Origin of the sequence: Mangrovibacter sp. MFB070 (genome assembly GCF_000705335.1) — a bacterium.
Taxonomy (GTDB): Bacteria; Pseudomonadota; Gammaproteobacteria; order Enterobacterales; family Enterobacteriaceae; genus Mangrovibacter; species Mangrovibacter plantisponsor.
Genome location: NZ_JJMI01000025.1, coordinates 50,108 through 63,758 on the forward strand (window position 1 = coordinate 50,108; position 13,651 = coordinate 63,758).

A 13,651-nucleotide genomic window follows, 5' to 3' on the forward strand; every position below is an offset into this window, starting at 1 on the left:
GTAAACTAAAGACTGTTATTTTTGGTTTACATGCTTTAGTGTCGTAAACTAAATCTTTTTAAAATGGTTTACAAGAATATGATCGATCAACATGGTCTGGATTTCGACCGGCGCCATATCTGGCACCCGTATACGTCGATGACCAATCCGTTGCCGGTTTACCCGGTCACCAGCACGCAAGGTTGTACTCTGACACTTGCGGATGGCAGGCAACTGGTAGACGGGATGTCTTCATGGTGGGCGGCAATTCATGGCTATAACCACCCACACCTGACACAGGCAATGAAGCAGCAAATTGATGCGATGCCCCATGTGATGTTTGGTGGCATTACCCATGCGCCCGCCATAGCGTTGTGCCGCAAGTTGGTTGAGATGACCCCGGACGGGCTGGAGTGTGTCTTTCTGGCTGATTCTGGCTCGGTAGCTGTTGAAGTCGCCATGAAAATGGCATTGCAATACTGGCAGGCAAAAGGCCAGCCGCGCCGCCGCTTTATGACTTTTCGCCACGGTTACCATGGCGATACGTTTGCTGCTATGTCGGTCTGTGACCCGGATAACTCCATGCACAGCCTGTGGAAAGGCTACCTGCCGGATAATATTTTTGCCCCGGCCCCGCAAACCAGGTTCGATGACGAATGGAATGAACAGGATGTTATTGCCTTCGCCCGGCTGCTGGCGGCACACCGTGACGAAATTGCCGCGATCATCCTGGAGCCGGTAGTCCAGGGCGCTGGTGGCATGCGGTTCTACCACCCCAACTGGCTTAAGCGCGTGCGGCAAATGTGCGACCGCGAAGGCATTTTGCTGATTGCCGATGAAATTGCCACTGGCTTTGGCCGCACCGGGAAGCTGTTCGCTTGTGAACATGCACAAATTAGCCCCGATATTCTGTGCCTGGGGAAAGCGCTGACTGGCGGTACAATGACCCTGTCAGCCACACTGACCCGCAGGGAGATTGCCGAGACTATCAGTAATGGCGAGGCAGGCTGTTTCATGCATGGTCCGACATTTATGGGGAACCCGCTGGCCTGTGCCGCAGCTTGCGCCAGCCTGGATATTCTGGAAAGTGGCGAGTGGCAAACACAGGTTGCCAACATTGAACACCAGTTGCAGGAGCAGCTACAGCCACTGGCACAGTCAGCGTTAGTAAAAGATGTGCGGGTACTGGGGGCAATTGGTGTTGTAGAAACAGTGCATCCGGTAAATATGGCCGCATTGCAACGCTTCCTGGTAGATGAAGGTGTCTGGATAAGGCCCTTTGGGCGGCTAATCTACCTGATGCCGCCCTTTATCATCAGTGAGCAGGAACTTACCAGGCTTACCCGGGCCACAGCCCTTGCCGTGGAGCAGCCCGCGCTCTTTAACATTAATGGCGGCTGAATTTCCCCGCTGCAGGCAGATGCTCTACACTTGCCAGACGACCAATAACGGGAGATATCATGAAACTGTTTAGCAAGGATTTTCAGGACGGGCAAACCCTGCCTGACCGCCATGTATTTAATGACATGGGTTACCACGGAGATAATGTCTCTCCTCACCTCGCCTGGGATGATGCCCCGGCAGGCACTAAGAGTTTTGTGGTTACCTGTTATGACCCGGATGCACCGACAGGTTCAGGCTGGTGGCACTGGATAGTAGCCAATATTCCTGCAGACATCCGTGAACTGCCACAGGGTGCTGGTTCTGGTATTGCCCCGCTGCCGGGTAAAGCATTACAGACACGCACCGACTTTGGTAACAGCCAGTATGGTGGCGCGGCACCACCAGCCGGTGAACGCCACCGCTATATTTTCACGGTGCATGCGCTGGATGTCGAACAGATTGATGTCGATGCTCAGTCCAGCGGTGCGATGGTTGGCTTCAATGTACATTTCCATACCTTAGGGAATGCCACGCTGACCGCAATGTACCGCTGAATATGCTTTTTTGGGGGCCGATACATAAATCGGCTTCCTGTTTTGCTCAACTTAGTATAAAAAAGCAAACTTTACTGAATCGTTCTCTTTTTTTGCTAAGCAAGGAGCAACCCTTGAACACTCTTTCGGTTTCTCGCCTGGCACTGGCTCTTGCCTTCGGCCTGACTTTAACGGCATGTAAATCTGTACCGCCTCAGGACCGTCCGTCAGAACAGGTTGCGCCGGGAAGCCAGTCACGCCCGGTGCTGTCTGCGGATGAAGCGCAGAACTTTGTGCCTTCTCGCTATTTTTCCAGCATGACGCCCAGCGCTCAGCCCTGGAAACCCACGGGTATCACCTTACCTGCTCAGGCTGATTTTGTCGTTGGGCCAGCCGGTACGCCTGGCGTGACACAAAATACCATCCAGTCTGCAGTTGATGCAGCGATGGCCCGCCACTCCAGCCGCCGTTTGTATATCGCTATTATGCCGGGCGATTATCAGGAAGCGGTGTATATTCCTGCGGCTCCGGGCAGCCTGACGCTGTACGGAACCGGCAGCCAGCCTGCCGATGTTAAAATTGGCCTGGCGCTGGATGCGCGTATGGACAAAGCAACCTGGCGTAAAACCCTTAATCCTGCCGGGCAGTTTATGCCGGGTAAATCTGCATGGTACATGTACCAGAACTGCCTGAATCAGCGTGGTGCGGATATGGGGATTATGTGTTCAGCTGCCGTCTGGTCGCAAAACAGTGGTCTGCAATTGCAGAACCTGACCATTCAGAACACCCTGGGTGACAGTGTGGATGCAGGTGACCACGAAGCGGTGGCCTTGCGCAGCGATGGCGACCAGGTTCAGATTAACAATGTGAACATTCTTGGCCGCCAGAACACCTTCCTGGTAACTAACAGTGATGTGAATAACCGGATGATGACCACCGGCCAGCCACGCACACTGGTAACTAACAGCTATATCGAAGGGGATGTTGACCTGGTTTCTGGCCGTGGTGCCGTGGTGTTTGAACACACTCGTTTCAATGTGGTGAACAGCCGCACCCAGAAAGAAGGTTATGTGTTCGCACCAGCAACCCTGCCTAACATTTACTATGGCTTCCTGGCGGTTAACAGCGAATTCAACGCAGCCGGTGAAGGTGTGGCTCAACTTGGCCGCGCGTGGGATTTAGGTGCCGAAAATGGTTATGTTCCGGGGCAAAGCGCCAATGGCCAGGTGGTCATTCGCGACAGCGTAATTAACGCCGGGTTTAACACCGCACAACCATGGGGTAATGCCAAAGTCTCCCAACGCCCGTTTGCCGGTAATACTGGCAGCGAGCAGGATAAAAAATGGGTTCGTGACCTGAACGATGTGAATTTCAACCGTATGTGGGAATTCAACAACCGTGGGTTAGGCAGCAAAGTGGTTTTTAATACCAACAAATAACTGCCCAGGTTAGCCTGAAAAAAAACGCCGCAGAGTCATTCCTGCGGCGTTTTACTTTGGTGGAATGTGCCACGGGCAGTGGCACACATAGCTACCCGTATTTTACAGCGAGTTCACCACCACCCACATTGGTCCCTGGCCGGTGGCATAACGCCCTTTTTCTTCCAGCAAACCTTGCTCGCCTTTAATTTCATAAACCGCGATATGGTGCGATTTCTGGCCTGCCGCAATCAGATACTTGCCGCTGTTATCAATATTGAAGCCACGCGGCTGCGTTTCTGTTGGCTGGAAGCCTTCCAGCGCCAGTACACTGCCATCTTCCGAAACAGTGAAAATGGTTAGCAGGCTGGAGGTTCTGTCGCAGGCATATAAATGCCTGCCGTCAGGTGTGATGTGAAGGTCTGCCGCCCAGCGGGTGTCGGTGAAATCGGACGGCATCATGTCAATGGTCTGCACACAGGCGACCTGGTTGTGTGGGTCACTCAGCGCCCAAACATTAACGGTACCATTGAGCTCATTCACGCTGTATGCGAATTTCCCGCCCGGGTGGAAAGCCATATGGCGAGGACCAGCGCCTTCCACTGTAGTGACTTCTGCCGGTTTTTGCGGTGTTAATTTACCGCTGTCTTCCAGGGAAAACAGGCAGATGCGATCCTGTTTTAATGCCGGAACCCACAAAGTTTTGTTATCCGGGCTGATGTTGGCAGAGTGGCACCCTTCCAGGCCTTCAATCACTTCAACCACTTCACCCGGCAGGCCGTCGTTCAGTGGGGTCACACTGACACAACCACCATTATAAGAGCCACAGAATAAGAAACGCCCGGTGTGGTCGGTTGAGATATGCGTAGGGCTGCCAGGTAAAGCAGCATGGCCTGCATCGGACAGTGTGCCGTCTTCCGGGGAGATATGCCAGGCGATAACCCTGAATTCAGGGCGTACACCGGCATAGAGAAAACGCTTGTCCGGACTGATAACCAGGGGCTGAACCTGGCCTGCGACATCCACAACCTGGCGCAAGGTCAGCTCACCGCTGGCATCAAGTTGCCATACATGGATTTGCTGGCTTTCAGGACTGGCGGTATAGACGATTTGTTTCATGAATACTCCTGTTATCACGGTAGCCTGGTAGCGACGGGCAGAAGGACAGCCGACAGTACCCGGTGCAAGTGGCGCCGGGAGTTTTCCTGTTGGCGCCAACGGTGTACCATCGAACCAGACCCTTTCGTAATGGAACCTTAAATGACTTATCGTGTTATTGCACTTGATTTAGATGGCACTTTACTGACGCCACAAAAAACCATCTTGCCTGAATCCCTTGCTTCACTGCAAAAAGCAAAACAGGCAGGTTATCAGGTTTTGATTGTGACGGGGCGCCATCACGTCGCTATACATCCTTTTTATCAGGCTCTGCGCCTGGATACACCTGCCATCTGCTGTAATGGTACTTATTTGAATAACGGCCAAAGTAAACAAACAAATTCATCACATGCACTAAGTCTGTTCAACCGTTGTACCAGTGCTCAAAAATTTTCGTCATAGCAGCAAAGCCGTGTACTATCCGTATAACGTCCAAATCTCACGCAAAAACACTATATGAACTATAAAGTTATCGCCCTCGATCTTGATGGTACTCTATTAACACCAGAAAAAACCATTCTGCCAGAATCACTTATAGCACTTCAACATGCACGAAAAGCTGGTGCAAAAGTTGTTATAGTCACTGGACGGCATTTTGTTGCTATCCATCCTTTTTATCAGGCTCTGAACCTTGATACACCAGCCATCTGTTGTAATGGCACGTTGCTGTACAACTACCAAGAGAAGAAGGTAATTGCTTCTGATCCCCTTCAATCTGAGCAAGCTAAACAGTTAGTTGACCTACTTGACCATTATGATGTTCATAGCTTGATGTATGCCGATGATGCCATGTTTTATAAAGAACCTACGGGGCATATTATACGTACTGAAAATTGGGCAAAATCATTACCAGAATCACAACGCCCTGTTTTCAGACATGTAAATTCACTACGTGAAGCCGCTCATGAAGTAGATTCAATCTGGAAATTTGCTCTTACTGATACTGACGTAGAAAAATTAAATAACTTCACTCAGGTTGTTGAACGTGAACTTGGCCTTACCTGTGAATGGTCATGGCATGATCAAGTTGATATCGCCCAAGCTGGAAACAGCAAAGGAAAACGCCTGGCACAATGGGTTGAATCTCAGGGTTTATCAATGAACCAAGTGATTGCTTTTGGCGATAACCATAATGATCTGAGTATGCTGCAAAGTGCCGGGCTTGGTGTGGCTATGGGGAATTCAGTAGAAGAACTTAAAGCCTGTGCTGATATGGTGATTGGTGATAATACGCAAACTGGTATTGCTGACCTGATTAAGAAATACTTTTGATTTTCTAGTACAGTCACGTTATTCATTATCGTGACTGTACTCAACCGTTACCACCTCACAAATCACGCTCGTACCATGCCATTCATCCTTATAGATTGAGGTGTCAACCCCGCACCCTGCTTCGAACGTCCAGCCGGTGTCTTTAACAAACTTCTTGTACTTCGGTGATTCCCTTCTCTCATAACATCGAACACCACTGTATACAAAACCTGCTGAACCCTGTGGAACAATCCAGACTCCATAATCTGCAAACTCTGCCCCTTTGGTTATGACCTTGTATTCGAACTCAGAACCACTGTAAGAGCCTGTAACAGCTTCTGAGGTATTAATCTTACCGAATGGTGGATTGCCATAAACAATGTCGTAGCGTTGCTCTGAGGTGTATGTGAGAGCATCACCAGTGATCCATTCTGCCTCTGGAAGTACTCTCTTGCCTATCTGGACGTACTCTGGATTCAATTCAACACACCTTATGTGTTCTGGCTTACATCTGGTGTACTGGCAGAATGATAACCGCCCTATTCCAGCACATAGTTCAAGACACCTTCCAGTACAGTAACTGTCTATCGTGAAATCCCATCCTAACCATTCAGGCGTAAAGAATGCACCCGTAGCACCTACTGCATCCCCTGCGTAGTTGTTTAATATGAATTCTTTTTCTTCAAATGTAAGCTGTCTATCTGAATGTACTAAATCCATTACCTGTTGATGTAGTTTTGTTTCCTTTTTTGTTAGTTTTCCCATAAAGTAATACCTGCATAAGTTAATATGCAGGTATTTATTGATTAAAATAATTACTTCGGAGTAATTAAATCAAAGATACTACAATCTTCATAATAACTAATTTTTTTAGAAACACCTTCTCTTAATGAATCTAAATCCTTTAGATTTGAATTCATACTACTTAATACATCGTGATATTGTCCATCAATATTAAAGCCCGCCACAACATGAGTACCATCTGTTCTGTAACCAAGCATAGAAATAACCGACTCAATAGTAATTAAACATGTAATCAACTGTTCTGAGTACTGTTCAATTTCTAACATTAAAATAGAGAAGTCATTGTTTTTTATATTCCACCCTAAAGTGGAAATCATTTTTATATCAGAACGAATATCTTTAATTAAACTAGCATCTTTGTTTGAAACTTCATTTAGTGAAAAGAATGAATTATAAAAAATATTTATTTTGATGTTATTAACATCTTGCGTAGATAATAGATTTGAGAGTAGAGAAGTAAAAACTTTCAGATGAGGTTGACTATAGAACCTAGTTCTTAACTCTTTTAGTTTTTTAGATACAATCTCAACACCAATGTTAATAACTTTATCTTTTGTTGAATCACTACGCCACTTACTGGCAACAATAACACCGATAGTAGCAGAAATTGCCATTATAAAATCTGAAATTGATGAAACCCATTGAGCAAGATTGCTACTATCACTTAGATAGGATCTAATTAGCACAAGGATAAAACAAATTAAAATCACTCCATATATGAGAAAACGAAGATATACATTTTCTTTTAATACTTTCGATATCCAATAAGAGAACACCTTAAAATCATCACTAATGATTTTCATTCTTTAATCCTATGTTAGCTACCACCACCAATCAAGATTATAAGTACTTTCCACACTTCATCAAGTGGTATCGCTGGAAATACTAAGCCCATCAAGGCAAAGATAGGTATCACAACATAGTTATAAAATACGATGAAGGTTAATACATACCCCAACATTTGACGCCAGGTGAAACCTTTGCGTGTTTCTTCAAGTGTTATCTCATTTTGTTCATGACTGTTCTGAGCCTCTAACTCATCTTTTGATTCTTGTTTTTTCTGGAAGAATCCAAATCCAGTTTTAATCAATTCGATTATTGTCGCTAATGAAAACATCATCCTCATCCTTTTCTAAAAATTGTACTATATAAGTACGTGCTCTTATCCCTTTTACATATAATAAAGTACTATCTAATATCTTTACTTTCTCTATATGTCCATCATATGACCAATCGACAATATGACCTTTTCGAACATCTGGTTCTTTACCAAGTTGAAAAGCAATATTCATACAATCACCTGCCAAAAAATCTGGATTGAACTTAGAATCAATAAAACATACATTGTACTGAAGTGAATTCATAAATGGTTTACTTCCTGCAAAAAGAATCATATCTGTTTCTTCCTGATCATAATGCTGCCCTTCGTTTGTCATATAATTACCCCTTAGTAAATTTAAATTGTCCATTAACATTGTTTAGTATCAAACGTGCACCTTTTTCGGCATTCTCAAAGAAATCGAAAATCATCTTACGTTTCTTTGTTTCTCGTACTGCTACAATACGTTTACTCTGTTTGCCTTTCTTCTGTTTCTTGGTTGTATCAATTAAGTACTTTTTTCCTTTCTGCTCAACAACCACATAACGCTTACTGTTTAAACCTGCTTTTAGACCAACAATGTTTCCTTGCTTGTTCAAACGTGCATTATCAGTTGGTACAAACTTGGTTTCACTCGACTGTTCAAAGATAATCGATTGTAAGTACTTCAATTGGCTTGAACGTACTATAATCTGGTTTGTTCTTGTACCATTGCTGTTTTGAATGAAGTTAAAGAATATAGTACGTTTGGTAAATGCTACCGGACCACCTTCTATACTCGTATTTAACTTTTCCTGTAATTGTTTGCTTAACGCTCTTGCACGGTTTGTTATCTCTTTTTGCATGTTATTGATGTAAGTAGTTCCATCCTTAACTAACATTTGTCCGGCCTGTTGTGGTGTCGTTCCTTGCCACCCATTCATGATAGATCTCCCATAATCCGCTGAAGTACTGAAAACTGATAACCGTTATCTTTCTTCAGTCTCTGCTTTGTCATAATCGCTTGATTAATATTCAATGGATGTGTACCAAATATACTAATCAATGCTGTCTCAAGATTACTTGCCTGTTGTAGTGTCGGAAACATCCATAGAATGGTTTTACGAAATGGTTCACCTGCCTGAATTCGTTCTTTCACACTTTTGGAACTACTTATGTACTCAAGCCAGTTACTTTCTCTGGTCTGTTGAGTTAATTTACTAACATCCTTCAAGGCTTTATAAACCTGTTTTACACCAAAATAATATTCATTAGTGTTAGTGAACTGGATCATGTACACAAATGCTGCATTCTCGTATACATCATCAATACTGAATTCATCAGGGTAAAATATGTTCCATATCATGATCACCCCCGAACTACATAGGCAATCATCGAATCAACACGTTTTGGTGTTTGTCTGTACCAGTTACTGTCTTTAACCTCGATAATGGCTGTAGCGTAGTTACCTACTTTCAATGCCGCTAGAAATTTCTTGAACTTGCGAGTACCGCCAATACCCAATTGGAATACCATCATCACAATGAAGTCATTCCAGCGTGAATCCTTCGGTAAATTTAGTTCAAGGGTAGCGGCCTGGGTTTGTGCTTTGTGAATATCAATTTCTAGTAATTTATCTGCTTCTTCTTCGGTTAATCCATTACTGAAATTTTCACCCTGTAGTACTAAATGACCATAACCGACCGTGCTATAACCAAGACTGTCTTTATATGTCCAGAATTTACCATTGCGAAAGTACCCTAGCTTTGCCTGATATTGTTTAGTACCTTCATATTCTTTTAATTGTTCTTTCAAATCCATTTGTATTATTCCTTATATCCATAGTTCTATTTATAAAAAAGGGAGCACGAAGCCCCCTAATGATTATTTGTTTCTTTCTTCGAGAATTGTAATTATCTTTGCAATGCTGATTTTCAATTCTGTGATTTCTGATAGTACTTTTTCTATTTCGTTAATATCTTTAACCATAGTTTCAAGTTTTTGTTCTTGTAATGTCAAACGACTTTCAAGACTTGCAAAACGGTTTTCATTAATGATCATATCCTTTCGACGATCACGAATAGTAGTATAAAGAAAGAAGCAAATAGGTAGTAAAATTGTTGCAAAAACTGTAATTATCCATTCCATTATTAATACCTTTATTATTATTCTTCTAGTATTTATCTGTTAATAACTCGCAGTAGCATTATTAGTACCAGAACTAAAGTTTGTTGAATCAGTTTTGAATACTAATACCTGGCAAGCACTCATCGTCATTTGATACCCTTTACCAGTTGGTATACCCCTTATGCGGATCCTTACTTCCTGATTTGTAGTACCTGCTGCGAAAGTTCTGCTTCCAGTTAGTGTAATATGTTCTAATCCACTTAATGCATTACTCGCTACAACCGTCCCACCAATTAGAATTTCTGCAATTAGATTTTCATTATATTGATCTGTCGTGTTATAAATTGTACAGCAAGGTACACAAACAGTAGTAGGAAATGATTCACCAAGAACCACATTCACTTTGCTGTAGAATTGTAATGAATTACCTATTTCACTTTGTGTACAAGTATGATCCACACCTCCAAGAGCATAAGCATTAACAATATTACCTGAAATCTTGTTAGCATAAACAGTACCGCTAAAGTACCCATCAGTTGCATACACGCTACCCGTAAATGAACCAGAACTTGCATATACAGTACCTCGTACAGTTACATCATTAAACTGACAAGAACCACTTTTATTAATAATCCATCCCGCTGAACCTGAAGAATAGTTAGTACTTTGTATAGTGTTGGCAATCTTGGCAGTACTTATACTTGCATCCTGTATCTTGGCAGTACTTATACTGGCATCGGCAATATGTGCATTGTTAATAACACCAGTACCAATAGCTGCCGAACCAATACTTGCAGACTGTATAACTGCCCCATTTATATATGAAACACCATTCTGAACCACGAAAGGATAAATTTTATTCGTACTTGCTGCTGTAGCTGAATCAATCACGCTAAAGCGATCTGCTACTACTGTGAATAATGACTCAGTGCCACTATTTGCAAGTGAAATACCACTAACATAGTTATTGTTATTAACGCTAACTGTCCACCCCGTATAACCCGCCTCGTCTATGATTTCTTCTTTTACAGTATTGAATTCAGAACTTGACAGAATCCCGTCAACAACATCATTGTTTAGTTGACTGAATGGAACACTGGTTTGTTGATTAAATGGTGTTATTGCACTCCAGTTAATATTATCCATACCGAATTTATCATACATACCAACACGTACATAATATTGTCCATCATCAATAGTAGCGAAATAGGTATAGTACTGTGTAGTAGTGAAATTAGTTACACCAATACTGAAATCTGAACTACTTGATACCTGGAATAATACACCTGCAAAATCATCAGGAAAATTGTCTGAGTCGTAGGTGAACGCTATTTGGCCTATAGCCGAATCCATTTGTACATTTTGAATTAATGGTGCTTGTGGGTTACTGACAGTTAGTTGTACTTCACTTGAATAATCACTGGCTGACTGACCATGGACGATAACACCAAATGTTCTTTGACGGTTTAGACCATCATTCTGATTCATAGCATAGGTATACGTCCATGTAGTACTGGTAGTGTAATAACGGTTTAATTGTGTACCTTGTGAATCCCTTACAACTATCTCGTACTGTTTAAAATAAGAACTGAAAGGTTTACCATTAACATTACCTGTTGGTGCATTCCACCCGATAATAAAATCTGTCTGTTCTGTTTGAGTATTGCCATAGTCATTATTTACAAGATGTAGATTACTGATTTCAGGCATTGTGAAATTATAATCTGGTACTACACCTGTTTGACTTACCTTATCTGATACAAAACCAAGATTGTTATATGCAGCAACGGCAAAATCATAGGCTACTGATTGGTTAAGGCCATAAAGTTCATACTCTGTTAGGTACTTACTCGTTTGACCAGCGATCAACCATGTAGTACTTCCACTTTGTCGGTAGTATGTATAATATCCCAATAGGTTAGGATCTATACTGGCGTCCCAATCCATTACGACTGTTAGTCCGTTGTTTGTAGTACCTTTGCGAGTCACCGAAAGATTAGAAGGTGGTTGTACACTTACTGCTTTAGCAATACTGCCAGTAACAGACCACACCCCAGGATCAGTCCCGTTATATACCCCATCTGCATACTCAACACATGTTAGGTTCACCATGCCTATACCGTCTTGTGTCATTACGATTTCTTTTGAAAGTACTCGAAACTTCTTGTTAGATAGTCCATATTCTGAAAAGCTAACTGTAATAACATCCCACGGTTTTAAATCCCAACCACTATCAGTAGTGAATGCTAAGGTATTAAGTAAGTACTTTGATTTTAAAAGTTCTTTGTTAGCAAGTTCTGCTACTTTCTGTTTATCGTAAATCCAGGAATAATCCAAATCATTTACGATAATACGTCCATCAGAATTAATTACATCGTCTTGTGTAATGTCACTTGGTAATCTTAAAACATCACTTGAATATGAATTATCAACATTCGTATAGGTGGCATCTATGGCGTTAAAATACTCACTCATACCGCTTGTTGCATAGGTCAATTCACCAAATATGGTATCTTCATTAAATGATGCTACTGAACTGGATGCCACATCCAGAGTTAAATACATCTTACCTGCGTGAACATAGAGAACACCACCAAATGACTGAAGAATACTTTCAATATTTGATTTATTCGATTTCTGATAATCGATTGCCCCGTTAGAATAATATCCGTACTGATTACAGTACTGTGCAATTGAACTAAAAGAATTTAAATCTATTACACTAGGATCAATACCCATTCCATATTCTGTATTTGTAATGAAATCATAAATCTGACTTGGTGGATTTGAACTTGCCCGTGTTACTCCATCGGTTAAATCATAAATCAATCGGCCTTTTATTTCTGCTGTAAGAACATAGTTATCATTAACCAAAATTGAATTTTCTAATGAATCCTGTGTTTTCTTGATTACAGTATGAACCTGTACAATATTGTTACCGTGGAAAGTACTATTCCATTGAGAACCTGCATATTGTGTAGCAAGGCTGGAAGTACCAGAATATGAATTACCAAAATAGACTTCTAATTGTAAGTACGGTTTGTATTTGTCTTTAAGTTTTGAATTACTTACCAGTCCTTCCGCTTCAATCGGATAGTCAAGTACTGGCTCATCATCGAAGTATATTTGGCTTATTAATGGCTGTACTGGCCCCATACATAATGCATGTGCAGTATATAAGTACTGGCTGTTATTATTCTGTATATTGTACCAGGGAACAATAGATCCCACCTTTATGAAACAACCATTATCCCACGAACTAAAATCTGGTGCTTCACCCCCGTACACGATTGGAAGTCCAGATGTCGGGCTTGTCGTTCGTGATAATGTTGTTGCACTATCTGTTGTTTGTGTACCCGACACTGCCGCCATCATTGAACTAGTTGCAATATAACTCGCTGCACCTGCGGCAATCCCTGCGGCAATAGCTAAAGACGCTCCGCCAGTCCATAGACTCGCTGCCACGGCAACCGCCATCACCACGGCACTTAGAATGCTACTAAAGCCACCCTTACCCATTTGTTACCTTCCTTAGTCTGTAAAACTTACCATCTTCCGTAATGGCTTTTTTGTTCATATAAAACCCCGTATGATCTTCAAGTACTGCAATATGTGCATTGTGCTGAAATACCGTTACATTAAGACCAGTACTAGCAACCCATATATCACCTAGTATTGGTGTTTGTACTTCATCGGAGTGTTGTTTTATTAATTCTTCAATTCCAGTAAATCCAATTGACTGAAATAGTTTTAATCCATCTTTTACATTGTCATATCCAAGATTGGCAGTACTCATATAGTCAGTACCGCAAAATAGATCAATCCATTTGAGTACTATCAAATTACAATCATTTTTGCCAATCTCATATGGATTATCCAATGCTTCATTTAATATATTAATTAGTCCTATCATCTCGATT

Annotated in this window: 16 protein-coding genes; 5 read left to right on the plus strand and 11 right to left on the minus strand. The window is 42.3% G+C overall.

Annotated elements, in window-relative coordinates:
• The first annotated feature begins 63 nt into the window (after positions 1-63).
• The 3 genes from bioA to DT73_RS12390 all read left to right on the plus strand — a co-directional run bounded on the left by bioA (position 64) and on the right by DT73_RS12390 (position 3,334).
• The gene (gene bioA / locus DT73_RS12380) at positions 64-1,380 is read left to right on the plus strand and encodes an adenosylmethionine--8-amino-7-oxononanoate transaminase (protein WP_051691362.1); all 1,317 of its coding nucleotides are present in this window, start codon (positions 64-66) and stop codon (positions 1,378-1,380) included.
• Positions 1,381-1,439: 59 nt separating this feature from the next.
• Positions 1,440-1,916 (plus strand): kinase inhibitor, encoded by a 477-nt coding sequence (locus DT73_RS12385; RefSeq protein ID WP_036109103.1) that lies wholly within the window; start codon positions 1,440-1,442, stop codon positions 1,914-1,916.
• A gap of 113 nt (positions 1,917-2,029) precedes the next feature.
• On the plus strand, positions 2,030-3,334 hold the full coding sequence (locus tag DT73_RS12390) for a putative acyl-CoA thioester hydrolase (protein ID WP_036109105.1): 1,305 nt from the start codon (positions 2,030-2,032) through the stop codon (positions 3,332-3,334).
• A gap of 102 nt (positions 3,335-3,436) precedes the next feature.
• Here DT73_RS12390 and pgl read toward each other — a convergent pair whose 3' ends face one another.
• Entirely contained in the window at positions 3,437-4,432 is a 996-nt protein-coding gene (gene pgl / locus DT73_RS12395) for a 6-phosphogluconolactonase (protein WP_036109108.1), read from the minus strand.
• A 141-nt stretch (positions 4,433-4,573) separates the two neighbouring features.
• On the opposite strand from pgl, the gene DT73_RS12400 reads away from it, so the two are divergent.
• Positions 4,574-4,873 carry an HAD-IIB family hydrolase gene (locus DT73_RS12400; protein WP_036109110.1) on the plus strand — a complete coding sequence of 100 codons (300 nt, stop codon included), beginning with the start codon at positions 4,574-4,576 and terminating at the stop codon, positions 4,871-4,873.
• 54 nt (positions 4,874-4,927) lie between these two features.
• On the plus strand, positions 4,928-5,743 hold the full coding sequence (locus tag DT73_RS12405; RefSeq protein WP_036109112.1) for a pyridoxal phosphatase: 816 nt from the start codon (positions 4,928-4,930) through the stop codon (positions 5,741-5,743).
• An 18-nt stretch (positions 5,744-5,761) separates the two neighbouring features.
• On the opposite strand, the gene DT73_RS12410 is transcribed toward DT73_RS12405, so the two are convergent.
• From DT73_RS12410 to DT73_RS12455, 10 genes are all read right to left on the minus strand, one after another.
• Entirely contained in the window at positions 5,762-6,487 is a 726-nt protein-coding gene (locus DT73_RS12410; RefSeq protein ID WP_036109113.1) for a methyltransferase, read from the minus strand.
• Positions 6,488-6,537: 50 nt separating this feature from the next.
• Positions 6,538-7,329 (minus strand): hypothetical protein, encoded by a 792-nt coding sequence (locus tag DT73_RS12415; protein WP_036109126.1) that lies wholly within the window; start codon positions 7,327-7,329, stop codon positions 6,538-6,540.
• Positions 7,330-7,343: 14 nt separating this feature from the next.
• Positions 7,344-7,646 carry a hypothetical protein gene (locus tag DT73_RS12420; RefSeq protein ID WP_235234501.1) on the minus strand — a complete coding sequence of 101 codons (303 nt, stop codon included), beginning with the start codon at positions 7,644-7,646 and terminating at the stop codon, positions 7,344-7,346.
• A complete protein-coding gene (locus tag DT73_RS12425; RefSeq protein WP_036109133.1) occupies positions 7,609-7,962 on the minus strand; it encodes a hypothetical protein in 354 nt (117 codons plus the stop codon). Before DT73_RS12425 ends, DT73_RS12420 begins: the two co-directional genes overlap by 38 nt.
• Positions 7,963-7,966: 4 nt before the next feature.
• Positions 7,967-8,548 carry a hypothetical protein gene (locus tag DT73_RS12430; RefSeq protein WP_051691363.1) on the minus strand — a complete coding sequence of 194 codons (582 nt, stop codon included), beginning with the start codon at positions 8,546-8,548 and terminating at the stop codon, positions 7,967-7,969.
• Positions 8,545-8,970, minus strand: a complete 426-nt coding sequence (locus tag DT73_RS12435) for a hypothetical protein (RefSeq protein WP_036109136.1) — start codon at positions 8,968-8,970, stop codon at positions 8,545-8,547. Before DT73_RS12435 ends, DT73_RS12430 begins: the two co-directional genes overlap by 4 nt.
• A gap of 2 nt (positions 8,971-8,972) precedes the next feature.
• Positions 8,973-9,425 (minus strand): glycoside hydrolase family protein, encoded by a 453-nt coding sequence (locus DT73_RS12440; RefSeq protein WP_036109139.1) that lies wholly within the window; start codon positions 9,423-9,425, stop codon positions 8,973-8,975.
• Positions 9,426-9,488: 63 nt separating this feature from the next.
• The gene (locus tag DT73_RS12445; RefSeq protein WP_036109142.1) at positions 9,489-9,752 is read right to left on the minus strand and encodes a hypothetical protein; all 264 of its coding nucleotides are present in this window, start codon (positions 9,750-9,752) and stop codon (positions 9,489-9,491) included.
• 39 nt (positions 9,753-9,791) lie between these two features.
• A complete protein-coding gene (locus DT73_RS26770; RefSeq protein WP_051691364.1) occupies positions 9,792-13,250 on the minus strand; it encodes a DUF1983 domain-containing protein in 3,459 nt (1,152 codons plus the stop codon).
• On the minus strand, positions 13,243-13,644 hold the full coding sequence (locus DT73_RS12455) for a hypothetical protein (RefSeq protein ID WP_036109146.1): 402 nt from the start codon (positions 13,642-13,644) through the stop codon (positions 13,243-13,245). Before DT73_RS12455 ends, DT73_RS26770 begins: the two co-directional genes overlap by 8 nt.
• Positions 13,645-13,651 lie beyond the last annotated feature (7 nt).